We start from the raw sequence: 23,207 nt of genomic DNA, 5'->3' as shown, positions 1-23,207 counted from the left end.
ATTATTCTAATGTAGAATAGTCTCCAATGCTAATAGTAGTATATTTCCCGTCATAATAAACGTGATTACCAATCATAGCATTGTCTAAGTTAGCATTTTTTATGACAGTTTGGTTCTGTATTAAGCTATTTTTAATTTCACTATTTTCAATGGTACAACCATCCCCGATAGAAACGTTAGGTCCTACCGATCCATTTGTAATAGTAACGCCTTCACCAATACAACAAGGAGGAATGATAGAGGCATTTTCTAAAGTAACATCACTACTTACCAAATTTTCACCATCTTTTTCCAAAAAACCTAGCATTCTAGTATTGGTTTCAACAGTAACATTTTTGTTTCCACAATCCATCCATTCATCTACCTGACCCGTAACAAAAACCTTACCATCGTCCATCATTTGTTTAATTCCGTCATTGATCTGATATTCTCCACCATTAATAATATTATTATCTAATACGTGTTGTAATTCATTTTTTAGCACTCCAATATCTTTGAAATAATAGATTCCTATCACCGCCAAATCTGAAACAAATTCTTTTGGTTTTTCTACCAATTCTACAATTTCTTTCTTCTCATTTAGTTTTACAACTCCATATGCTTCTGGTTGATCTACTTGTTTTACCCAAATTACCGCATCTGCATCTTTATCCAGATTAAAATCCGCTCGTATTAATGTATCTGCATAAGCAACTACCGCAGGACCTGATAAGGAATCTTTTGCACACATAATAGCATGACCTGTACCTAACGGTTGATCTTGTCTATATATCGAAGCTTTTGCTCCTAATTCTTCTGCCAGTGCTGTCAAACTTTTAACAACATCATCTCCAAAAAAAGCAGGGTCTCCTAATACGAACGCTATTTCGTCTACAGGTTCTCCCAACACTTTTGCTATATCCGAAACTAGTCGATGTACTATTGGTTTTCCCGCTACAGGGATTAAAGGTTTAGGAACAGTTAATGTGTGAGGCCTTAATCTAGAACCTCTTCCTGCCATTGGCACAATAATTTTCATTATTTACGTATTTTTTGATTGGTTGATTATTTAACTCCCGTGCTTCCAAAACCACCTTCTCCCCTGATCGTTTCGGATAATTCATTTACTTCATTCCACTCGGCTCTCTCATGTTTTGCAATTACTAACTGCGCCACTCGCTCTCCATTTTCGATTACAAAATCTTCATTGGATAGGTTTACCAATATCACTCCTATCTCTCCTCTATAATCTGCGTCTATCGTTCCAGGTGCGTTTAAGACCGTGATTCCTTTTTTAGCTGCTAACCCACTTCTTGGGCGTACTTGAGCTTCAAAACCTACAGGAAGCTCTATAAATAATCCTGTTTTAACAATTGCCCTTTCTAAAGGCTTAAGAGTGATAGGCTCAATTATATTAGCTCTCAAATCCATTCCAGCAGAAGCTATGGTTTCGTAATGAGGTAATTTATGAGATGATTTGTTGATGATATTTATTTGCATATCTATTTTTTTACACTTCTACTAAGCGTTGTTATCTTTTTAATAATTGCTTTATTTCATTTTTCTCCGAAGCATACAAAATTACTAAAAACACGAGTAAGAGCGGGACAGAAATTATATAATTACTATCAAATACGTAAAATGAAATTATCGAAAAGCTAATTGATAATATCATATACCCTCCTATCTTTTTTAGATCATATGGAATCGGATAATATTTCCTTCCTAAATACCAGGATATAATCATCATAGTACCATAAGCTGCTAAGGTAGCGATAGCTGAACCAACGTACGTGTATTCTGGAATTAATAAAAAGTTAAGGGCTAATGTAATGAATGCTCCGAAAACAGAAATATACGCTCCAAATTTGGTTCTATCCGTAACTTTATACCAAACCGAAAGATTATGATAAATACCTAAGCAAAAATTAGCCAATAAAATGAATGGTACAATCTTTACTGCTTCCCAATAGGAACTATCTCTAAGAAATGTGATTTTCAAAATATGAACAAAAACTATGACAAAAAGAAATATAAATGATCCTAAGATTACAAAGTACTTGGTTATTCTGGCATAGGTTTCGGGGGCATTTTTATTAGCCGCATAATTAAAAAAGAATGGTTCTATTCCTAACCTAAAAGCCGTAGCAAATAATGTCATAAACAAGGCCAGTTTATAGCAGGCAGAATATACACCAACCATATGTTCAGCTACATCTTCTGGTAATAAAATATCCAAAAGAATTCTATCAAACGTTTCGTTTATGGAATATGCGATACCAGCTAACAGAATAGGCATTGCATATGTCATCATTTTTTTCCACAATTCTTTATCAAAATGATATGATATTTTAGTATAAAATGGCAACAGTACCACTAATGCGAAACCACTGGCAATGAGATTTGAAATAAATATATAACTGATTTCATAATCATCTCTACATATCCAATCAAATATTGAAAAGTGAAAAGAAAGCTCTTTAAGATAGAGCAAGAAAAATATATTAAGGCCAAAATTAATCGCCACATTGGCAATTTTAACAACAGCATATTTGATGGGACGTTCTTTGGCGCGTAACCAAGAAAAAGGAATGATTACTAAAGCGTCTAATAGGAGTATCCAAATCACTAGGTTGATATACTTCAGATCAATATCAGTCCAAGCAGATATTTTATGTTTTAGCAATAAAGCTATTATTAAAAATACTATGGATGAAATGGCAATGGAAATTGCTGATGTACTAATTACGCTTTCCTTATTCTTTTCCTTATTAAAAAACCTAAAAAAAGCTGTTTCCATTCCATAGGCAAGAATCACATTAAATAGCACAAAATATGAGAAAATAATAGAAACCTTACCATATTCTTCTGTAGGCAGTTGATTTGTATATAGGGGTACCAAAAGAAATGACAACATGCGCGGAAGCACAGTTGCCATTCCATATATAAAAGTTTGCTTAAAAAGTTTCTGAAAAATTCCCAATTGCAAATTATTAAGGCTCTAAAATACGATTTTATTGCCTCGGTCTTACCTGCATAGGGTATGCTTTCAATTCCTTTTCTGGTAATTCATCTAATCTAAAATACCCCTCTTTACCAGCTTTACTATAAGCTAAGATACATTCACCATCTTTAAGATCAAATGGTATTTTTTCTTCTGTTTCGGGTGCTTTATTACCATATTCATCTTTGGTATCGCCACTCATTATCAAATCTCTCTTTACACTTTGAGGATCCGTATATTTACCTCTGTAAACAGCTTCTTTTTGATTAAATTGTAAATCAATTTTCTTTCCATAAAAATAAGCTGTGTGTAACACTACATCAGATTCCTTGTCTATTGGGAAATATAGCATAAAACCCTGACCTCCACCCTGTATACCAGAAACCCATTTCTGAAAATAAGGAGAATTTAATTCCACCGGTGCCGTTTTATCAATTTTTTGACTTGTTGCACACTGTGTAAAAGTCATTAAAATTCCTAAAAGACCAATTTTTGTAAGTAGCTTTTTTAAGTTTATTCTTTGTTCCATTTTTCTTTTAATCGTTCTCTATGTTTTTCTTTCATTCTTTTAATATCCCTGGTATTGAAAACAAAATTCATTCCAAGATTAAATGCCACTCCAGAAAACAACTTGGTATCTTCTCCATTTGTAATATTAAGTCCATACATATAAGGAAGACCAAATTCTAACTCTAGGCATTTTGCAAATTTATAATTTATTCCGGCACCAGCGGTAAATAATAACAAACCTCCGCTATTATCCTCTATGGCAACATCTGCAGGATCGTTTGCTTCATATCTAATTGCTCCAAGACCAATACCAGACTCTAAATAAAAACTAAATTTCCCACTATTAATTGCATGTTTTCTAAAAGAAGGTATAAAACCATATGCTTGAACCTCTGCATCTCTTCCATTTTCTTGTTCAATATCCTGAGGTAATAATACAAAAGCTGAAGTATTTACAGCAAAACGTTCGGATAAATAGTAAGAAAGACTTGGTCTTACTGCCACACCACTAAATCCGTTATTCAAATCCATAAGTGGGACTGCTGCAATTCCCATTTTAATATCGCCAGCTTCGTATAAGGTTGCTGACTCCTGAGAATTCACGGTGACAATACCCAATAAAACAAGCAATAATGTACAAAGTTTAAATCTTTTCATTTTTCTTTTTTACTTTAAAGATAAACAATGCATATGGTCTTTATCATAAAAAAAATAAAAAACCCCTTACTGTTGAAGTAAGGGGTTAGTATTCTATTAAAAAAACTATTGAAGGTTAAACAATAATGTTCCTGATCCTATTTGATTGCTATAACCTGCCACCTCTACATAGTAGGTACCAGGAGTCAAAGATCCATTAATTTCATAATAATCACTTCCATTTAAATAATTTCCGCTACTATCATATAAATAGATATAATCATCATAACTTTCATTCACAATTTGGAAAGCATAAGACACTTGAGCCTCTACTGTAAATTGATATCTGATTTTTCTATCCACTTCGTTTGTTGTATTAAAATCAAATGATTGATCATAAGGAGTAGATAAAATACCAAGATCAACATCTGATTCATTAGAATTACTAAGAATCATACTGATTGTTCCTGAAATATCATTATAATTCTGATTCTCAATTTCTAGATAGTACGCTCCTGGATTCAGATTCTCTCCATTGATATCACGATAACCACTATTGATATAATTATTATTACTATCGTACAAATTCATATATGTTCCTATTTGTGTATCGAAGTAATAGCCAACAGATTCATTGATCTCAAATAAGAGTTTAATCTTACCATCTGGTTCATTTCTAGTCACTGTAAAATCCACAGAATTACTATAAGGGGTATTTAACAATCCTAAATCTATGTCCGTTTCATTAGGATCCTTTAAAACCAAAGTAAAAGAACCAGGTTCTACATTGTTATAATAGTAATGATATACTTCTAAATAATAAGTACCTGCCTGAATAGTTTCTATTGAAGCTCTTCTATATCCAGAGGTTATAAAAGAACCATTTGCATCCTTAAGCTCAAAACTAACATCCATATCAGAGAAAGCTGAAAAACCAGTATCTTCAGTGATCTCGAAAGTATATCCAATTCTATTATCTGGTTCATTATTCTGTATATCAAAATTTAACACTTCTTCATATGGAACTGATAATGTATTAAGATTTATGTCCGATTCTTTAGGATCCTTCAGAATGAATGTTATCGTACCAGACAAGGTATTACTATAATAATCACCTATTTCGAGATAATACGTTCCTGGACTTAATGATTCTCCTGAAATTCTTTGGGAGCTTCCCGCGATATAATTTCCTTGATCATCAGATAATCTAAGATGTGTATACTCATCAGATCTAATTACATATCCAGTATTTTCATCTATTTCAAAAACATACCCAATTTTCCCATCCACTTCATCTTGATTAATCATATAATCAAAAGCATTGTTATAAGGCAATGTAAGCGTTCCTAACTCTACATCTGTTCCTCTAAAATCAAAGCTTTTAGTAATCTCTGTTATACCTCCATCTCTATCATTTGCCACAACTTTGATAACGATTTCTTCATTTATATACTGAATATAGTTATTATTATAGTATACAGAACCGATACCATTATAATTATCAGAACCAATAATATAATTCTCTTTGAGAATTAAGTCGTTTAGATATACATCATATGATAAGATATCATCATCTTCATCAACAGAAGGATACCAATTAACTTCTAACCAATTGTAGTATGAAAAATCGAAATTAATCGAAGCAAATTCAAATTCTCCTGGATTTCTATTTACGAAGACATTTCGTTTCACTTCGGATTCTTCAGAAACACCTCCATTGGTATCATAAGCTTTAATGTTTATTGTTAATTCTATACTTAAGCCTTTTTGTGAATTTTTTGAGTTATCATCTATAAGGTCAGATACATCATATATCAAGGATAATTCTGTGGTCCTATCGGCAGCAACTCTACCGTTAACAACTACATCATAGGATAGTTGATCATTATTAATATCTTCGGATTCCTCCCAGCTTATTCGCACCAAGGTTCCTTCGGTGACTTGAGCTTCAATATTCGTCACTTCCATAGGTGGAAGATTCCCAATAGCATCATCATCATCCCCACATGACAATATTAGAACACTAATACATAGGTAAAAAAGGTTTACAATTTTTCTCATAAAAGCGGTTTTAAAATTAATGTTTAGTACTTTATGGTAAGTACCATAAACAGGGAAAATGTTACCCTTACAAACACACTTTTATGAATATTTTTTTGAAACCATAGGAAATAAAAAAACCCGACAAATATTATGTCAGGTTTTTCCAAAATTATATATTTTAAATTTCTTTTTAAGAAACTTATTATTAATTATTCAATGCTTCAGCACCACCAACGATTTCAAGGATCTCATTAGTAATTGCTGCTTGCCTTGCCTTGTTATATTGTAATTTAAGACTATCTCTTAATTCTGTCGCATTATCTGTTGCTTTATGCATTGCTGTCATACGTGCACCATGCTCTGAAGCAAAAGAATCACGTATTGCTTTATACAACTGCGTTTTAAGAGACTTTGGAATTAATTGTTCTACAATTTCTTCTTTTGACGGCTCAAAAATGTAATCCACATTGTTATTGCTCTCTCCTTCGATCGGTTTGATTGGCAAAAACTGTTCTGTTGTTACAATTTGAGTAGCAGCATTTTTAAACTTATTATATACTAATACTACTTTATCATAAGAACCATTGGTAAACATTTCCATTAACTCTTGTGCAATATCGGCAACATTAGCAAAAGTAAGATCATCAAAAACTTCACTTTTATTGGAAACAACAGTATGGGTCTTGGAAACAATATCATTTACTTTTTTCCCAATTGCTAAAAAATCTACCTGCTTACCAGCATATACATTTTCGTACAAATCTTTAGAAGCTTTAATGATATTAGAGTTAAAAGCTCCTGCTAAACCACGGTTAGAAGCTATCGCTACAACTAAGACTTTATTTACTTCACGTTGTTCAGAATATGCACTGCTACTATCTCCCTCTAAAGAAGCACTTAAACTTTGTAATAGCTCTGTAAGTTTATCTGCATAAGGACGCATAGCGGTGATTGCCATCTGTGCCTTATTCAACTTTGCTGCAGATACCATTTTCATAGCACTGGTAATTTGCATCGTTGATGATACAGAGGTAATTCTACTACGTAATTCTTTTAAATTTGCCATCTTATATAATTATGAATTCTGAATTCAGAATTATGAATTATTTATATTTTGCTGAAATCTCTTTACAAGCAGAAAGTAATACATCTGTTACTTCATCTGTAAGTTTTCCTGCTTTTAAAGTATCCAAAGCGTCTCTGTGCTTAGCATTTAAATACTCGATATAATCGCTTTCGAATTCTTTTACCTTATTTACAGGAACATCCTTTAATAAGTTCTTAGATCCAGCATAAATAATAGCAATCTGATCTTCTACTGTGTAAGGATCATTTTGCCCTTGCTTTAGGATCTCTACATTACGCTTACCTTTTTCAATTACATTCAAGGTAGCTGCATCCAAATCAGAACCAAATTTCGCGAATGCTTCTAATTCACGGAACTGTGCCTGATCTAATTTTAATGTACCCGCTACTTTCTTCATTGATTTAATCTGAGCTGATCCTCCTACACGAGATACAGAAATACCCACGTTAATTGCTGGACGAACACCAGAATTAAATAAATCAGAAGTTAAGAATATCTGACCGTCTGTAATAGAGATAACGTTTGTTGGAATATAAGCCGAAACGTCACCTGCTTGCGTTTCAATAATTGGTAAAGCTGTTAATGAACCACCACCTTTAACTTTATCCTTTAATGAATCTGGAAGATCATTCATATCCTTAGCGATACCATCATCTGCAATAACTTTTGCAGCACGCTCTAATAATCTAGAGTGAAGATAGAATACATCCCCTGGATATGCCTCACGACCTGGTGGACGACGTAATAATAATGATACCTCACGATATGCTACCGCTTGTTTTGATAAATCATCATAGATGATCAAAGCAGGACGACCAGTATCACGGAAATACTCACCAATCGCTGCTCCAGCAAATGGAGCATATACCTGCATTGGAGCAGGATCGGAAGCGTTTGCAGCAACAATTGTTGTATATGCTAATGCTCCTTTATCTTCTAATACTTTTGCAATATTCGCTACAGTAGATGCTTTTTGTCCTATTGCAACATAAATACAGTAAACAGGCTCACCTGCATCATAAAATTCTTTTTGATTAAGAATTGTATCAATACATACTGTTGTTTTACCTGTTTGACGGTCACCAATTACTAACTCACGCTGTCCTCTTCCGATTGGCACCATCGCATCAATTGATTTGATACCTGTTTGTAATGGCTCATTTACTGGCTGACGGAAAACTACACCAGGTGCTTTACGCTCTAATGGCATCTCAAAAGTTTCACCATCAATAGCTCCTTTTCCATCAATTGGATTTCCTAAAGTGTCAACTACACGTCCAACAATTCCTTCTCCTACATTTATAGAAGCAATTCTTTGTGTACGTTTTACAGTTGCACCTTCTTTTACCTCTGTTGAAGCTCCTAATAGTACTACCCCAACATTATCTTCTTCAAGATTCAGTACAATTCCTTCTAATCCAGAATCGAATTCTACTAACTCCCCGTACTGAGCGTTAGACAATCCATATACTCTGGCGATACCATCACCAACCTGTAATACTGTACCTACTTCTTCTAAAGAAGCTGTAGCTTCAAAACCAGATAATTGTTGTTTTAATATTGCTGATACTTCAGCAGGATTCACTTCTGCCATTTTATAATAGTTTGTAAAAATGAGACTTCATTCTCATTTCCTTATTATTAAATATATATGATTGAAATAATTAAATATTAATTACTCAATTCTCTTTTTAAACTTGTTAGTTTATGTAAAATACTTGCATTATACTGCAAATCTCCAACCCTTAGAATAAAACCACCAATAATATTCTCATCGATGATATTTTCTATTGTTGCTTCGTTTCCTGTCAATTCCTTTACCTTAGCAAGCACCTTTGCTTCCAAGTCTTTACTTAAAGGAACTGCAGTTGTTACTTTTGCAATCTGTGTGTTCTTTAACTGATCAAATAAAATCGAATATTGCTTAGCTACATTATCTAACAAATCCACTCTTTTATTTTCTATTAACACATCAAAAAGCTTTTGAGTAAGATCACCTGTATTCTTAAATACTTCACGTAAAGAAGCTAATTTTACCTCACTCTTTATTAAAGGACTATTCAAAAGCATTTTCAAATCTTTACTGTTATCCACAGTATCGATAATAGTTAGCATATCTTTTTGAACGTCTTCAGTAGCTTTTTTGTCCTGAGCTAAACTCAACACTGCTTTGGCATAACGTATTGCTGCTCTACTCATGTTGCTGATTAATTTAAAGTAACATCACCAAGCATAGAATCAACCAATTCTAATTGCTTGTCTTTGTTTGATAATTCGTTTCTTACCACTTTTTCTGCGATCTCTACAGAAAGACCAGCCACTTGATTTTTTAATTCAGCAAGTGCTGCTTTCTTTTCACTTTCTATAGTAGCTTGTGCTTGAGCAACAATTTTATCAGCTTCCGCCTGTGCTTCTGACTTAGCATCAGTGATCATATTTTCTTTAAGCTGTCTAGCTTCTTTTAACATTGCATCACGCTCAGCACGTGCTTCATTTAAAATACGTTCATTATCCGCCTGAAGATTTTGCATTTCCTTTCTTGCAGCTTCTGCAGATTCTAATGCATTTTTAATTCCTTCTTCGCGATTATTAACAGAATCCAATATAGGTTTCCAAGCAAACTTTCTTAATAAGAAAATTAAACCTACAAAAATTAAAATCTGCCAGAAAAAAAGACCGAATGAAAAATCGTTTAATAACTTTTCCATATGTAATGTTTTACTCTATTATAGTTAATTTTTAATCAGTAAACTAAGATTATAACCAACCGTTATAATCTTAGTTTGCATCATTTGGATATTATGCGAATAACGCAGCGAATCCAATACCTTCAATAAGTGCAGCTGCAATAAGCATAGCTGTTTGGATTTTTCCTGAAGCTTCTGGTTGACGAGCGATAGCGTCCATCGCCTGACCACCGATTCTTCCGATACCTAATCCTACACCGATTACTATTAGACCTGATCCTACAATTTCTGGAATTGTCATAACTATATAATTAAAAATTAAACTTCAAATTAAATATTAGTGATGTGCTTCTTCATTAGCCATACCGAAATATAGCGCTGATAACATCGTAAAAATATATGCTTGTAATGCCGCCACCAATAATTCTAATATCGACAACACAAATGCTAAACCAAATGATAATGGACTACCAATCCAACTTTTAAACAGGAACATCATCCCTACAATACTCATGATCACTACGTGTCCTGCAGTCATGTTCGCATATAAACGAATCATTAATGAGAAAGGTTTGATAAAAACCCCCAATAATTCAATTGGCGCTAAAACTACTTTCATAAAAGTTGGCACTCCAGGCATCCAAAAGATATGTCCCCAATAGTTTTTATTTGCTGTTATATTGGTTATTAAGAATGTTAATAATGCTAATCCAAATGTAACTGCAATATTTCCTGTAACATTTACTCCTAGCGGTGTCATTCCTAAAAGGTTTAATAACCATATAAAAAAGAAGATCGTTAACAAGAAACTCATGTATTTCTTATAGTTATGCCCAATATTTGGCTTTGCAATCTCGTCTCTTACAAACAACACTAAAGGTTCTAGGAATCGTCCAACTCCAGAAGGCATTCCGTTGTTCTTTTTATAGGATTTAGCTAAACTTCTAAACATAAAGAACATCAGCAATCCTATAAGAAGCATACTCACAACATTTTTTGTAATAGAAAAATCTAATGGCTTTTCGTTAGTAGCATGGTGATCCTCATCATAATTAATGGTCCCTTCTGCGTCCGTTTTATAAATTTTGCTGTGATATAACTTGTAATAGGTACCATCAACCTCAGCAACTGTTTCTCCGTGGTGGAATTTTGAAGAAGAAAAAACTTTTAATCCATTATCCCAAAGTATAACTGGAAGTGGAAACCCATAATGTTTTCCTGACTCTTTATCAGAAAATAAAGTAAAATCGTGTGAATCTTGAAGGTGATGATCGATAAACTCTTTTATCTCAGCTTTTAAACCATCTTTTCCTTCTTTTTCTGCTATTTCAGTATCTTTTGCTGCCAGATTCAAAGAACTAAGAATCAAGGCTAAAGTCATAAAAATTCTAACTACACTAATTTTTTGCATTCTAAGTCAGATTTCGGTTCCTAAATTTCGGTGCAAATGTACACAATTAAGTTAGATTCTTAAACTATTTTATACAAATAAGTGAAATAAGAAAAATAAAAAAATAAATAGTTGATTTACAGCTATTTAATATTGTTCAAAATTTTAGAAACAAAAAGCACTTCCAAAACCAAACTAACCAGATATGGAATAAAAAAGTCTAGAAAAACACTTTTGTCAATTTCGAGACTATTAAATTTGGTAAACGCTAAAAAAAGACCAATCTTTAAAAAACTGCCAGCTAAAAATATAAATCCAATTTGATCCTTTAACTTTTTAAGCAGCAATATGATAGCGGTTACCAAACAAAGTGTATATATCCCGTTAAATATATATGAAAAGTTTAGAATGCTCGTCTTATTTTCTAAAGTAGTAGAGCTTATTAATGTACTATGAATAAAATAAGTGATCGTAAGAACAAGTAAAAACAAAACCGAAAACTTTGGTAAACTTTTGGGCATTTATGATTGAGATTATAAGGTAATACTACTTCTCTGAATTATTAATTTTATTCAATTGCTTAATTACCAAATAAAGTGATGAAGCTACTCCAAAGAGAATAAAACCCATTGTGAACCATTTTTTTTCCAACACATAATATGCATCGAGCTTTTTACCTACATAAGCACATAAAAATATGATAGCTCCCATTTGAAAAGCTATTCCAGTAAGTGCTAAATATTTTCTAAGCTGACTTCCCTTGTTTTTGTCCATCAGTTTTACCTAATGATTTTACGCCACCTTTCATCACACAAGAAGCGTTAAAAGTTGCTCCTGGTTCTACGGCAAGCTTACCAACAGAAACTTCTCCTTCGATATGTGCCGTTGGTTTTAAGGATAAAGTTCCAGAAATTTGAAGATTACCTGAGAACTTTCCTTCAAAATCTGCATCAGAACACTCTAAAGTCCCCTGAATAAACCCTGATTTTCCAACCACTACTTTCCCAGTTGTTTTGAAAGTTCCTTCAATAGTTCCTTCTACTCTAAAACCACCTTCGGAAATAACATCTCCTACGATTTTAGTTCCTTCTGAAATTTTGTTCTGGTTTCTAGAAAAATCTGTTGGGCCTTGATCTTTTCCTTTTTTATTGTCTGAAAACATACTAATCGGGGGATTAAATAAATTATTATTCTGATTCTATTTTAGCTTGTACATAGCTATAACTGTCTAAATTCTTATGAATTTGTAAAATTCTATAATTAGGCGAAGCGATGATAAAAAACTCATTATCTACTTTCGGATAATACTTTTTCCTTCTGTTCCATTTAGTCAAATCTACTCCTCTCGTATCCTCTATTTTACCAAGAATTAAAAGTTCTGCAAGACCTTCTGCTCCCAATTTATCTCTCTTAGTATGTACCACAACAAATTGTTGATCTTTTGTGTATACATCTAAAGAAACAATCATTTTATCATACCTCAGATCTTTTATGATGGCTTGTAATCTTTCCTTCAATTCTTGTGCTTGATTATCTCCAAATCGTGAAAAAGCATATACCAATTTATGATTATTCCCCTCATCCACTCCTTCCGTAACGAACGAACTGTTTTGTATTTGAGGAATCGTAGTCTGATATATCAATTGCGCTTTCTTCCCTTCCGGACTTTGAGGGTAATTCAAAGAAACGTAGTTAAGTGCTTCTTTGTAGGCTTCAAATCCATGATAACGACCAACCGCCTGAGCTTTTAATAACTCAAATTTTGGAACGAAATCCTCTCCTCCAAATTTTGTTATTAATTCATCACTTTCCTTAATTACTTGAGCATATTTCTGATCTCTAAAATCTTTATACAGTCTATTATACATAGATTCTGGACTATCCTTGTCATCTTGTAATGCTTCATCCGGATTTTGAAGGATTTTAGCGTATCGAGAATCTCCGTGATTATTGATTATATCTTGTTTTATTGCATTGGATTTGGCAACATTCTCCTGTACGAGATAAATCTTGTATAGATTATACTTCGAAGGAATTATAAGCCTTTCTTCCGGATTACTTTCTAATAAATTTTCAAACTTATCAGTTGATAATCCATACTCCTGGAACTTTTCTTTATAAATAACTCCTAACTGGTAGTAGGCAAAATTCCTATCCGTTTGCAGGCTATCAATTATTTTTTGATCCGTTGGTAATTGTGTAATATATGTTTGTGGATCAAATGTTGGATCTGTATCAATTGAATATTCTTCCTGTTGAGATTGTTCTTCACTAGAAACTGCACTTGGATTTGTGATACTTGATATTCTCCAATTATCTTGTAATTCTCTATTTCCAAAAATTCTTTTGAAAGCCGTTTTACCATAAGCAACAGTAGTAGGGTTGTAAAAATAAAACGTTCCTCCTGCTTCAGGATTCGGACCACCTGGTTGACCTATAGCAGTTTTTGGTTGATTAAATCTTTGCTCATTTGGCAATTCTCCTTTTATTCTTTCTATTTCAGCTGCTTCTTGCGCTGCAATAGCCGCTGCTTTTAACTTCTCCGTATACTCAGAATAATATGCCAAACGCTCTTCCGGAGACATCGCTACCGCCTTTAGAATACTATCATTCGTCTGTGCAATTGATTCGTACAATATAACATCATCCAGGTTAACACGCTTCTTTTTAAGTACGCGATATTTTTTAGAGTCTACAATCATACGTTCTAACGTACTATCATAATAGGCTCCAGCAACGGCATATTCTTTGTCATCGAAATTAATGTCGCCTAGTGCCTTATAATTTAAAGATTGTAAATGTCTGTCATCGGTATCTGTTCTTAATGACTTATTGTAAAATGCTACCGCCAGATCTATAGAGTCTAGTGTATTAAAGTATACCGCTTTCTGATTGTAGATTTTATCTAGGAAAGGACGATTTTCTCGATTCTCCTCCAAATCCGTTAAGAGTTCTAAAAACTCTTGTTTATTGCCTGTTTCGTAGTTGAAGTTTCGTGCTTTTGCCATGTAAGCATTAAGCATATATCTTCTAGGCGTTTTTCTATTAAGTTCAATCACCTGATCAAAAGCATAGTTTGCACTGTCTTTATAACCTAATTGATTTAATAATTGTCCTTTGATATAGAGGTACCTTCCTTTTTCTTCATTATTTTTAGAATGTATAGCAGCTTTGCTAATATAAGTAACCGCAGAATCTTTCTGCTCCAGATTTATATATGCTTGCGCTATCATCGCTACCGCATCAGAATAGTCCTGAGCTTCCATATATTCCTCTTCTACCATTTTCATCAAATCTTCAATCGCTTTTTCGTTATTATCTAATCGAAGATTTGCCTTTGCTCTCCATACTTTAGCATGGTTGATATTATTACTGGTAGGATATTTATATAAAATGTAATTAAAAGCTTCTAAGGCAGGAATAAATCTTTGCTCATTATACCTAGCTTTTCCTAAAAGCAAAAATGCTTCATCGATTTTAGGATTTCTTTCTCTATCATCGATAAGCATACTATGTTTCTGAATTGCTTTCGCAGCTTTTTCTTCAGCTTTATCAAAGTTCTGATTTAAAACTTCATTAGGTAGTCTTACATCTTCACCAACTATCAATCTTTCTACAGGTAGAAGTTCCCAAAAATTATCTTTGTACGTCTGAACAATATCTTGCTTTCCTTTATCAAACGCTACTCTTCCATTATACAGCGTATTATTCTTAGTAGTTACATCATGCCAAGTTCTGTTGGTCCATTTGTCCTTTTTACGCGAACAACTAAACCCAATGACAATCAGGAAAAGTATAACGATGATCTGTGATAAATTTTTGCTCAAATCTGAATAATTTATACGCTGATAACTAAAAAACTTACGTTTTAGTACATCAGAGCGGCACAAAATACGGTGTGAAATGTAAAAATACATTTCTTTCTGTAAAAAACACTTTAACCTTCTATTTTTTTATCCATTTGAGGCACTATAGTACCTTTTATAGGATATCATAAAAAAACGAATACTAATTTGACCTTGTCAAATTCTATTTTAAAGATTTTCGAGACAAGAAAGATATGGATATTACCCTTTTACAGTCATCTCATGAAAAACTTACTACTTACTCACAAATTCCTCAAATTATTTATTTTCATTATTTGCACTCAAGCGAATGCCCAAAAAAGGGTTGGTGATCCTGGTGTAACCTTCGATGATAGTAAATACGACAATAGATATCCTCAAATACTAGAATGGCAAAAAGCTGGAGTAAGAGGTGGAATACCTTATTTAGACGACATAAGAATTTTTACAACGCTCAATAGCAATAGTAATAGTTCTCAGATAAATCAAGCAATTAACGATGCCGCTAAAGAAAATGAATTAGTAGGAGTTTTATTAAAAAATGGCACATACACTATCGATGATGCCGTAAAAATGAAATCCAACGTAGCACTTATTGGAGAAAGTCGAAATGGTGTTCGATGTATCATTAATATGGATAGTGGCAATGGCTTTAGATTTGATAATGTAAAAAATGCTGGAATTTATACATTAACTATAGAAGGTAGTTGGGGAACTCCGAAGTATAAATGGAATTATAGTCTATCACAAAATGACGAACTTAGAAACATAGATAATATATCCGTAAAAATCGTACGATCTGAAGATTGCTGGTTAGACAAGGTAAACATTTATAATTCGGCAAGAGATCCTATCAGAGTTCCTTCTAATCACATTACACTACGTGATTTGGATGTGAAAGGCGCTCATAAAAAAGCTGGTGGTGCACAAGGATATTTTTTTATTCAAGGAGCTTATAATTTAATTACTGGTTGTAAAGTAACGCATCTAAGACATATATCACTTCAAGGAGGGAATGTAGAATACAATGTGGTTTATGACAATGACTTTAGACAAGAAGTAAGTTTTCATAGTGGTGATGCTGGAAACAACCTTATAGAAAACAACAAAATTACACTTCCAGCAGACATGTCTCCTGTAAGCGAAGATGAACTTTTACCTGATGATCCAAGAGAAATAGCTACTAACAAACCTGTATATTTTGCCATTATGGGACCTTGGTCTACACAACACGATAATTCTGAAAAACCTAATTTCATAATCAATAACAGCTGTCTTCAATTAAATCATGACTATGGATCTACAACACCTTGGTCAGCACCAGGTGTCCTGTATAAAGGACCCCTTAAATTAGGACTAACCATAAATGAAAGGATACAAAACTTTCCAGAAGTATCATCTAATCTCCATCCTAGCGGAGAAACTTTATATCCCATAGATAATGCAATAGTATTATCTACCGATGATCAACTTGTAAACGATTTTGGTGTTGCCCTATACCCCAATCCCACAACAAAAATGTTTTTTATCAATCTGAAGAGTAATTCAAAAACTAAAGTTAACGTTGAAATTAGAAACATTTTTGGAAAGCTTGTAAAATCAAAAAAAGATATATCTACCAATCAAGTAAATCCTATACAGGTAGACAACTTATCATCGGGAATATACCTAGTACAGTTTAGAGATTATAAAAACAATCAAATATCTACTAAAAAACTAATAATCAAATAATAATCAAATCTCTTATTTTAAATATACCCAATATTCCTTTATAAAAATATACATATACTCAACCAAAAGGAACGTTTACTATTTAGTGGGTCTTCAGTCTGTTATAAATTCTTAGTCTTGTGATTAACTATTCATAACAAACAAACTCAACATGAACAATTTTAATTTAAAAAGCAACATACGTTGCTTACGGCTACTTATTTTAATTATTTACTTACCCATTTACGGACAATTTAAGGTTGGTGATCCAGGAATCAAATTCGACAATGCTAAGTACGACAGTAGATATCCACAAATAAGAGAATGGCAGAAAGCTGGTGTACGAGGAGGAATTCCATTTTTAAAAGATATTACTATTGTTAAAACGCTTAATGCGGGAGCCTCAAGTAATCAAATAAATCGGGCTATTAGTGATGCTTCAAAACAGAATAAACTTGTAGGTATTCTTCTTAAAAATGGTACTTATACCATTAACGAAGAGATCAAGATGAAATCTAATGTAGCACTCATTGGAGAAAGTAGAAATGGAGTAAAATGCATTATTAAAATAAATAACAAAAACGGATTTAGATTTGATCGCGTCAAAAATGCAGGGATCTATCGTCTAACCATCGAAGGAGGTTGGGGAATACCAAAATATAAATGGAATTATGGTATTTCCAAAAACGATGAACTTAGAAATGTAGACAATATTTCTATTAAAATTGTACGATCTGAAGACTGTTGGATAGATGAAGTAAACATTTATAATTCTGGTAGAGATCCTATAAGAGTTCCTTCGAATCATATTACACTACGTAATTTAGATGTTAAAGGTGCTCATAAAAAAGCTGGAGGTGCACAAGGATATTTTTTTATTCAAGGAGCTTATAACCTAATTACCGGTTGCAAAGTAACTCATCTAAGACATATATCACTTCAAGGAAGTAATGTAGAATACAATGTGGTTTATGATAATGACTTTAGACAAGAAGTAAGTTTTCATAGTGGTGATGCTGGAAATAACCTTATCGAAAACAATAGAATTATACTTCCCAGTGACATGTCTCCAGTAAGCCGAGATGAACTGCTACCTGGTGATCCTAGAGAAATTGCAACCAATAAACCTGTTTATTTTGCTATTATGGGACCATGGTCGACTCAACATGATAATTCTAAGAAGCCTAATTATATTATCAATAATTCCTGTGAACAGCGAAACCATAATTATGGATCTTCCACTCCTTGGTCCGAAAGAGGAGTTCTTTATAAAGGCCCTAAAAAACTAGGGTTATCTATTAATGAAAGGATTAATAATTTTCCATCAGTGAATCCTTCGCTTAATCCAAAAGGAAAAACTTTATATCCGATTATTTTAGGAGATGAAAATGAAGCTCCTGATGTTGAAATTGTATCACCATCTAATAATACAGTTTTTAGGAAAAACGAAAAAATTACTGTAAGAGCAACGGCTTCTGATGATAAAAAGGTAGAAGAGGTAGCGTTTTATATGAATGGAAATATAATTGGAAAGAAAAATAAAGCTCCATTTCAAATCGAAAAAATTTTATCTGTTTCCGGAACATATACATTGACTGCAAAAGCTACAGATAATGATGGTTTAACGACAACTTCTGATGCCGTTAAAATTACGGTAACAGAAAGTCCTGAAATAACAATTCCTGGAGCATTTGAAGCAGAAAACTATGATACTAAATCTGGAAGTGTTAAAATAGAAAACACGCCTGCATCAGATGGTCAAAATATTGGATTCATAAGAAACAATGATTATGTCGAATACAACGTAAACATAACAGCATCTGGAGAATATATTATTGATGCTTATACTTCAAGTAATGGCAGAGGTGGAGAAATACAGATATATGTAGCAAATAAATTAGTCGGAAGTATAACTGTTCCTTTTAGTGGTGATTGGCACTCTTATAAAAAACAATCGACACAATTGAATCTTCAAAAAGGTACTAAAAAACTTAAATTATTATTTAAAGGAACCAGTGGATATCTATTTAATGTTGACAACATAAATACTACATTGCTAAAACCCGCAGAAACAACAGTTGCCTTATCTCCCATTGATGATGCTTACTTACAATACACTTCGCGTTTTAATAACAACATTATCAGAATTGAAAAAGGAAAAAGAATTGGTTATCTTAAATTTAATCTTTCTGGTATTGGTGGCAATATTAAAGATGTAAAATTAAAATTTAATGTAACAGAAGATAGTGGTAAAGGAAATCTAAGAATATACAAAGGAAACTCTAATCAGTGGACTGAAGAAACCATTTCTAACACTAATAAACCAAAGCTTTCAGACCCACTTGGTAGCATTAATGGAACTTTCGATATCAACACCTCTCATACTATTTCGTTAGATCCTGGAGCTTTTGACAAAGGTTCTATGTCATTAATTTTACTATTAGATTCAGGAAACGATTTTGCATTTGCTTCTAAAGAACATCAAACCAAAGGCCAACCAGAGCTGTTGATCACATATACTAAGGCATCCACAAATCATTCTAATACTATTTCCGAAGAAGGCCAAAAAGGGAATACAGAAATCAAGGTATTTCCTAACCCAACCCAAGATATGCTTACTATTTCGGGCGGTAAAACAAAAAAGCTAATTAAAATATATAGTATGTCTGGTAAGATTGCTAAAGAAATTATACTTAGAGAAGATCGAAGAATAATAGACTTATATGGGTTACCTTCTGGTTATTATCACATACATATTGTTGATGTCAATAAAGGTACATTACTTGCAAAATCAACTATCATAAAAAACTAAACTTTTAAACAAAAGATCCGTCCAGTTTAATACCTATAAACTGGACGGATATTATATATAAAGCATTTTATTTATTAAAATGCTCTTCTAGTTCCTTCAAAGTTTCTTCGGAGGTCACCAAATCTTTTACTACTTCTCCTTTATCTAGTACAACAATACGTTCACATACTTCAGTAACATGCATCAAATCATGACTAGAAACTAGCACCGTTACATTAGGATCAGCCGCCAAGTCTTTAATTATTTTCTTTAAACGAATCTGCGTTGTAGGATCCAGATTTGCAAATGGTTCGTCCAAAATAATTACTTCTGGATTCCCAATAAGCGCAGCAACTATTCCTGCCTTCTTCTGATTACCTTTTGATAGGTCTCTTAAATATTTCTTTTGACCTAGAATTTCTCCGTGAAAAAAGTCTTCAAAATTAGCTAATAAAGCATCTACATCCGCTTTATTTTGACCTCTCAATTCTCCTATGAAATAAAAATATTCTTCGGCAGTAAGATATCCTATTAAAAAAGTTTCGTCGATAAAAGCAGAAGTGTTAGATTTCCATTCTTCGCTCTCACTTACTTTAATTCCACTATTTTCTATATATCCCGTTGTGGGTCTGATAAGGTCCAATAAGGCACTAAACAAAGTAGTTTTTCCGGCTCCATTATTTCCTACTAATCCAAAACTGTCACCTTTTGGTATTTCTAAATTTTCGATATTCAATACGGTATTAGCTCCGTATGTTTTTGTTATATTATGTACTCCTATCATCTTCCTTATTTTTTTTGTTTATACGCCCAAATAGTTGCGTATTTTTCTGTTTTGTAAATTTTTTCGATTTTATCAAAGACCATATTTCTAAAAGCAAAACCTGCTATTCCTGCCACGGCTACTAATGCATAGCCCGCATATGGACTATAGGCATAATGACCTATTGCATACAGAACTACAGGCAATGCTAGTTTTGGTAATGAAAGCATCAATGTTTTCATATTAAAAGATTGCTTATCACCAAACGCTTTTTTATTACTAGTAAGATCTATAGGTGTTTTTACGTAAGCTCCAGCCCACAATACCACATGAGCATTCATTCCCATATTATAAATTCCACCAACAATAACAGCCAAATATGCTTCCCATCCAAAATACAGGTAACCTGAAGCTAAAATAACAGAAACAAATGTTGCCATTACCATTAACCACCATTTGGAGGATAAATATTCTCTATATTTAATATTCTGGCTCATCATCAATGGATAATAAGAGCTATCCCAACTTGGAACAAATTGACCAAAACTTAATAAAAAACCACCTGATACAAATATTCCTGCAAATATTTTCCATGCTGGACCATCATATGCTTCAACAGCACCTGTAAAAAATAATAGTCCATAAAAAAGAAATAACACACTAACAATTACTGTAGATCGTGCTCTTTTATTCCTTTTGATCAATTTAATATCATTTTTAAGAAATATGGCTGTTTTACCAAAACGGTCTAACCAATCCAAGTTCTCTGTCTTAACATCTTTAGATTTTGTTGCTAAACCTTCATCTAAATATAAACCACTTACAAAAGATTTGAATGCTATTATATAAAGAACGATTGCTGCAACTATCGGTAGTATAAACAGGTATAAAGTATCAGATAAACCTTGAAAAAATGGCGCTGTATATACTGTGATATCAAAATATCCAAAATAATGCAATCCTCCTAAAATCGCCATAACACCTCCTATGCCATAGATCAAATTATCTTTATTATTTAATAAGATGTTTAGAAAATTATTAGCATAAACAAGTCCAATTAATCCTAAATTCCAGAGTAGCACATTAATTAATGGAGCATCTCCTTTAGCAATTAGCAATATGGAAAATGGAACAAAAAAGAATGCATGAATGATATTAAAAAAAGATAGCATTGTCTTTCCTATTCCAAAAGAAACAATCTTACTTTTATTAAACGGCAAAATTAGTAGTGGTTTAATATTAATTACCGGCATTTTTTGTAATGCATACCTAAAAATAAGATCAAATGCCCACCAATAGATCAAAAATTTATTTACTACTGTAAGAGGATTTTGGCATAATTCCTTTTCGGCATATTTGTATACCAAAAAACTCCCACCCATCATCATAAGGATAAAGTATACTGCCCAAAAACCCATAAAAATTTTCATCCAAACTCCGGATGAAGCAGAAGCAGATCTCCAGAACGATTTCCACTGTAAGGATATAAAGTGTTTAAACATAGTTGTATTAGTTTTAGAAGAAGTAGGAAATACTTCCTACATTATTTAGTAATCAAAAAGTAAATTTTGTTACAATTTTGAAAGAAAAATCCCAAATTACCATAGAATAGAAAAAAATATTTTCTTTCATTTTTCCTCTACCACGCATACAATATGATATAACAACGCTATCCGTAGATTAAAATATTTGACTCCGTTCTTTTTTATAATACACTTCTAATCTCATTCACTTACATTTTAGTTCTTTCTGCTAGCTATGCCATTTGGATACGTTTTTTATAAAAAACTACCAGTGAAATCATTGTTTTTAAACTTCCAACAAAGAATAGTGTTAACACTCCAAGATAAATGTAGTAGAATGTTGAAGGTTTTTCTAAATAGGGAATGAAATAGTAATTAAACGAAAAAAATATAGACACTAATATTGCAAAATTTCCAATAAACGAAAACTTCTTTTTCCCAAACACTATCAGCGGTATAAATGCTACCAATACTAATAAAAATGTCGGAAAAAATGAACCCCAAACACTATCTATATAAAAATACGAGTAAATCTCATTAAAAATCCAGAAACAACCTATACTACCTAAAAGTACCTGCCATGTCACTAAATTCTTTAGGAATTTTATGGAAACACTTTTAAAAATCTTCCAATTAAATGGTTTACTTCCTTCTTTCAACAATGAAGCTTTATTTTCTACCATATACTCTTTAAAAATATGATAGAAATCTCTTGTATCTCCTTCATTCATTCTATACTCTATTTCTGAAGCTACATGATCGATCATTTCAATTCTTACATCCTCATAGTGTATATCTGAATTCCGCAAATATGTATCTATAAATTGTATGTCTTCTAAAGTTAGTTTTCTCATGATTAACTTATACTCCACTTTGGGTTAATAATTGTTTGCATTGTCCGAATGTAATCTTCTAATTCTGTTAAGCGATTAGCCGTTTCTTTGGTTCCTTTTTCGGTTAATTTATAATATTTGCGCAATCGATTATCCACTTTTTGCATTTCCACATCCAATAGACCCTCTGCTTCCAATTTATGTAATGCTGGATATAATGCACCTTCGGTGATGTTTAATTCTCCCTTAGTAATTTCTTTTACTTTTTGTGTAATCTCATAGCCATACATTTTATCACTTTCTTCCAAAAGCTTCAGAATAATGGTGTTTAAACTACCTTTATATAATTTAGAATTGCCCATAACACTATTTATTAGATTACAAATATATACATAATTTTCTTATG

At 32.6% G+C, this 23,207-nt stretch carries 22 protein-coding genes; 2 read left to right on the top strand and 20 right to left on the bottom strand.

What is annotated here, in order from left to right; translation table 11 throughout:
• Position 1 precedes the first annotated feature (1 nt).
• The 16 genes from ABD077_RS03955 to porW form a co-directional block, all read right to left on the bottom strand.
• Positions 2 to 1,018 (bottom strand): sugar phosphate nucleotidyltransferase, encoded by a 1,017-nt coding sequence (locus ABD077_RS03955; RefSeq protein WP_343910717.1) that lies wholly within the window; start codon positions 1,016 to 1,018, stop codon positions 2 to 4.
• A 26-nt stretch (positions 1,019 to 1,044) separates the two neighbouring features.
• Positions 1,045 to 1,479, bottom strand: a complete 435-nt coding sequence (gene dut / locus ABD077_RS03950; RefSeq protein WP_343910715.1) for a dUTP diphosphatase — start codon at positions 1,477 to 1,479, stop codon at positions 1,045 to 1,047.
• A gap of 31 nt (positions 1,480 to 1,510) precedes the next feature.
• Positions 1,511 to 2,962 carry a lipopolysaccharide biosynthesis protein gene (locus tag ABD077_RS03945; protein ID WP_343910713.1) on the bottom strand — a complete coding sequence of 484 codons (1,452 nt, stop codon included), beginning with the start codon at positions 2,960 to 2,962 and terminating at the stop codon, positions 1,511 to 1,513.
• Between the two features lie 31 nt (positions 2,963 to 2,993).
• Positions 2,994 to 3,512, bottom strand: coding sequence for a hypothetical protein (locus ABD077_RS03940; RefSeq protein WP_343910711.1), 519 nt, complete (start codon positions 3,510 to 3,512; stop codon positions 2,994 to 2,996).
• Entirely contained in the window at positions 3,497 to 4,150 is a 654-nt protein-coding gene (locus ABD077_RS03935; RefSeq protein WP_343910709.1) for a hypothetical protein, read from the bottom strand. Before ABD077_RS03935 ends, ABD077_RS03940 begins: the two co-directional genes overlap by 16 nt.
• Positions 4,151 to 4,255: 105 nt before the next feature.
• Positions 4,256 to 6,190, bottom strand: a complete 1,935-nt coding sequence (locus ABD077_RS03930) for a PPC domain-containing protein (protein WP_343910707.1) — start codon at positions 6,188 to 6,190, stop codon at positions 4,256 to 4,258.
• Positions 6,191 to 6,377: 187 nt separating this feature from the next.
• Positions 6,378 to 7,238 carry an ATP synthase F1 subunit gamma gene (gene atpG, locus ABD077_RS03925; RefSeq protein WP_343910705.1) on the bottom strand — a complete coding sequence of 287 codons (861 nt, stop codon included), beginning with the start codon at positions 7,236 to 7,238 and terminating at the stop codon, positions 6,378 to 6,380.
• A gap of 37 nt (positions 7,239 to 7,275) precedes the next feature.
• On the bottom strand, positions 7,276 to 8,853 hold the full coding sequence (gene atpA / locus ABD077_RS03920; protein WP_299608963.1) for a F0F1 ATP synthase subunit alpha: 1,578 nt from the start codon (positions 8,851 to 8,853) through the stop codon (positions 7,276 to 7,278).
• 77 nt (positions 8,854 to 8,930) lie between these two features.
• A complete protein-coding gene (atpH, locus tag ABD077_RS03915; protein ID WP_343910702.1) occupies positions 8,931 to 9,458 on the bottom strand; it encodes an ATP synthase F1 subunit delta in 528 nt (175 codons plus the stop codon).
• 8 nt (positions 9,459 to 9,466) lie between these two features.
• Positions 9,467 to 9,967, bottom strand: coding sequence for a F0F1 ATP synthase subunit B (locus ABD077_RS03910; protein WP_299608969.1), 501 nt, complete (start codon positions 9,965 to 9,967; stop codon positions 9,467 to 9,469).
• Between the two features lie 91 nt (positions 9,968 to 10,058).
• Positions 10,059 to 10,247: an ATP synthase F0 subunit C gene (atpE, locus tag ABD077_RS03905; protein ID WP_299608973.1), complete on the bottom strand. Its 189-nt coding sequence runs from the start codon at positions 10,245 to 10,247 to the stop codon at positions 10,059 to 10,061.
• A 36-nt stretch (positions 10,248 to 10,283) separates the two neighbouring features.
• Positions 10,284 to 11,357, bottom strand: coding sequence for a F0F1 ATP synthase subunit A (gene atpB, locus ABD077_RS03900; protein WP_343910698.1), 1,074 nt, complete (start codon positions 11,355 to 11,357; stop codon positions 10,284 to 10,286).
• Positions 11,358 to 11,479: 122 nt separating this feature from the next.
• The gene (locus ABD077_RS25215) at positions 11,480 to 11,857 is read right to left on the bottom strand and encodes a DUF6168 family protein (protein WP_425545853.1); all 378 of its coding nucleotides are present in this window, start codon (positions 11,855 to 11,857) and stop codon (positions 11,480 to 11,482) included.
• A gap of 25 nt (positions 11,858 to 11,882) precedes the next feature.
• Positions 11,883 to 12,110: an AtpZ/AtpI family protein gene (locus ABD077_RS03895; protein ID WP_343910696.1), complete on the bottom strand. Its 228-nt coding sequence runs from the start codon at positions 12,108 to 12,110 to the stop codon at positions 11,883 to 11,885.
• Entirely contained in the window at positions 12,082 to 12,498 is a 417-nt protein-coding gene (locus tag ABD077_RS03890; RefSeq protein WP_343910694.1) for a bactofilin family protein, read from the bottom strand. Before ABD077_RS03890 ends, ABD077_RS03895 begins: the two co-directional genes overlap by 29 nt.
• Before the next feature lie 25 nt (positions 12,499 to 12,523).
• The gene (gene porW / locus ABD077_RS03885; RefSeq protein ID WP_343910692.1) at positions 12,524 to 15,163 is read right to left on the bottom strand and encodes a type IX secretion system periplasmic lipoprotein PorW/SprE; all 2,640 of its coding nucleotides are present in this window, start codon (positions 15,161 to 15,163) and stop codon (positions 12,524 to 12,526) included.
• Positions 15,164 to 15,424: 261 nt separating this feature from the next.
• On the opposite strand from porW, the gene ABD077_RS03880 reads away from it, so the two are divergent.
• Positions 15,425 to 16,912, top strand: coding sequence for a T9SS type A sorting domain-containing protein (locus ABD077_RS03880; RefSeq protein ID WP_343910690.1), 1,488 nt, complete (start codon positions 15,425 to 15,427; stop codon positions 16,910 to 16,912).
• A gap of 151 nt (positions 16,913 to 17,063) precedes the next feature.
• Positions 17,064 to 19,703, top strand: coding sequence for a carbohydrate-binding protein (locus ABD077_RS03875; RefSeq protein ID WP_343910688.1), 2,640 nt, complete (start codon positions 17,064 to 17,066; stop codon positions 19,701 to 19,703).
• Positions 19,704 to 19,770: 67 nt separating this feature from the next.
• Here ABD077_RS03875 and ABD077_RS03870 read toward each other — a convergent pair whose 3' ends face one another.
• The 4 genes from ABD077_RS03870 to ABD077_RS03855 all read right to left on the bottom strand — a co-directional run bounded on the left by ABD077_RS03870 (position 19,771) and on the right by ABD077_RS03855 (position 23,163).
• Positions 19,771 to 20,466, bottom strand: a complete 696-nt coding sequence (locus tag ABD077_RS03870) for an ABC transporter ATP-binding protein (protein ID WP_343910686.1) — start codon at positions 20,464 to 20,466, stop codon at positions 19,771 to 19,773.
• Positions 20,467 to 20,471: 5 nt separating this feature from the next.
• Complete coding sequence (locus ABD077_RS03865) at positions 20,472 to 21,947, bottom strand: DUF5687 family protein (protein WP_343910684.1); 1,476 nt, start codon at positions 21,945 to 21,947, stop codon at positions 20,472 to 20,474.
• A gap of 254 nt (positions 21,948 to 22,201) precedes the next feature.
• Entirely contained in the window at positions 22,202 to 22,822 is a 621-nt protein-coding gene (locus ABD077_RS03860) for a hypothetical protein (protein WP_343910682.1), read from the bottom strand.
• Between the two features lie 2 nt (positions 22,823 to 22,824).
• Positions 22,825 to 23,163 carry a PadR family transcriptional regulator gene (locus tag ABD077_RS03855; RefSeq protein ID WP_343910680.1) on the bottom strand — a complete coding sequence of 113 codons (339 nt, stop codon included), beginning with the start codon at positions 23,161 to 23,163 and terminating at the stop codon, positions 22,825 to 22,827.
• Positions 23,164 to 23,207 lie beyond the last annotated feature (44 nt).

The sequence above is a fragment of the Aquimarina litoralis genome, assembly GCF_039523995.1.
GTDB lineage: Bacteria > Bacteroidota > Bacteroidia > Flavobacteriales > Flavobacteriaceae > Aquimarina > Aquimarina litoralis.
The sequence above is the reverse complement of the archived record's forward strand: the minus strand, read 5'-3'. Positions and strand labels throughout refer to the sequence as shown.

Bases quoted from the DNA above. Each gene is read 5' to 3' on its own strand.
- ABD077_RS03955 (WP_343910717.1), bottom strand. From the start codon at position 1,018: ATGAAAATTATTGTGCCAATGGCAGGAAGAGGTTCTAGATTAAGGCCT.
- dut (WP_343910715.1), bottom strand. From the start codon at position 1,479: ATGCAAATAAATATCATCAACAAATCATCTCATAAATTACCTCATTAC.
- ABD077_RS03940 (WP_343910711.1), bottom strand. From the start codon at position 3,512: ATGGAACAAAGAATAAACTTAAAAAAGCTACTTACAAAAATTGGTCTT.
- ABD077_RS03935 (WP_343910709.1), bottom strand. From the start codon at position 4,150: ATGAAAAGATTTAAACTTTGTACATTATTGCTTGTTTTATTGGGTATT.
- ABD077_RS03930 (WP_343910707.1), bottom strand. From the start codon at position 6,190: ATGAGAAAAATTGTAAACCTTTTTTACCTATGTATTAGTGTTCTAATA.
- atpG (WP_343910705.1), bottom strand. From the start codon at position 7,238: ATGGCAAATTTAAAAGAATTACGTAGTAGAATTACCTCTGTATCATCA.
- atpA (WP_299608963.1), bottom strand. From the start codon at position 8,853: ATGGCAGAAGTGAATCCTGCTGAAGTATCAGCAATATTAAAACAACAA.
- atpH (WP_343910702.1), bottom strand. From the start codon at position 9,458: ATGAGTAGAGCAGCAATACGTTATGCCAAAGCAGTGTTGAGTTTAGCT.
- ABD077_RS03910 (WP_299608969.1), bottom strand. From the start codon at position 9,967: ATGGAAAAGTTATTAAACGATTTTTCATTCGGTCTTTTTTTCTGGCAG.
- atpE (WP_299608973.1), bottom strand. From the start codon at position 10,247: ATGACAATTCCAGAAATTGTAGGATCAGGTCTAATAGTAATCGGTGTA.
- atpB (WP_343910698.1), bottom strand. From the start codon at position 11,357: ATGCAAAAAATTAGTGTAGTTAGAATTTTTATGACTTTAGCCTTGATT.
- ABD077_RS25215 (WP_425545853.1), bottom strand. From the start codon at position 11,857: ATGCCCAAAAGTTTACCAAAGTTTTCGGTTTTGTTTTTACTTGTTCTT.
- ABD077_RS03895 (WP_343910696.1), bottom strand. From the start codon at position 12,110: ATGGACAAAAACAAGGGAAGTCAGCTTAGAAAATATTTAGCACTTACT.
- ABD077_RS03890 (WP_343910694.1), bottom strand. From the start codon at position 12,498: ATGTTTTCAGACAATAAAAAAGGAAAAGATCAAGGCCCAACAGATTTT.
- ABD077_RS03880 (WP_343910690.1), top strand. From the start codon at position 15,425: ATGAAAAACTTACTACTTACTCACAAATTCCTCAAATTATTTATTTTC.
- ABD077_RS03875 (WP_343910688.1), top strand. From the start codon at position 17,064: ATGAACAATTTTAATTTAAAAAGCAACATACGTTGCTTACGGCTACTT.
- ABD077_RS03870 (WP_343910686.1), bottom strand. From the start codon at position 20,466: ATGATAGGAGTACATAATATAACAAAAACATACGGAGCTAATACCGTA.
- ABD077_RS03865 (WP_343910684.1), bottom strand. From the start codon at position 21,947: ATGTTTAAACACTTTATATCCTTACAGTGGAAATCGTTCTGGAGATCT.
- ABD077_RS03860 (WP_343910682.1), bottom strand. From the start codon at position 22,822: ATGAGAAAACTAACTTTAGAAGACATACAATTTATAGATACATATTTG.
- ABD077_RS03855 (WP_343910680.1), bottom strand. From the start codon at position 23,163: ATGGGCAATTCTAAATTATATAAAGGTAGTTTAAACACCATTATTCTG.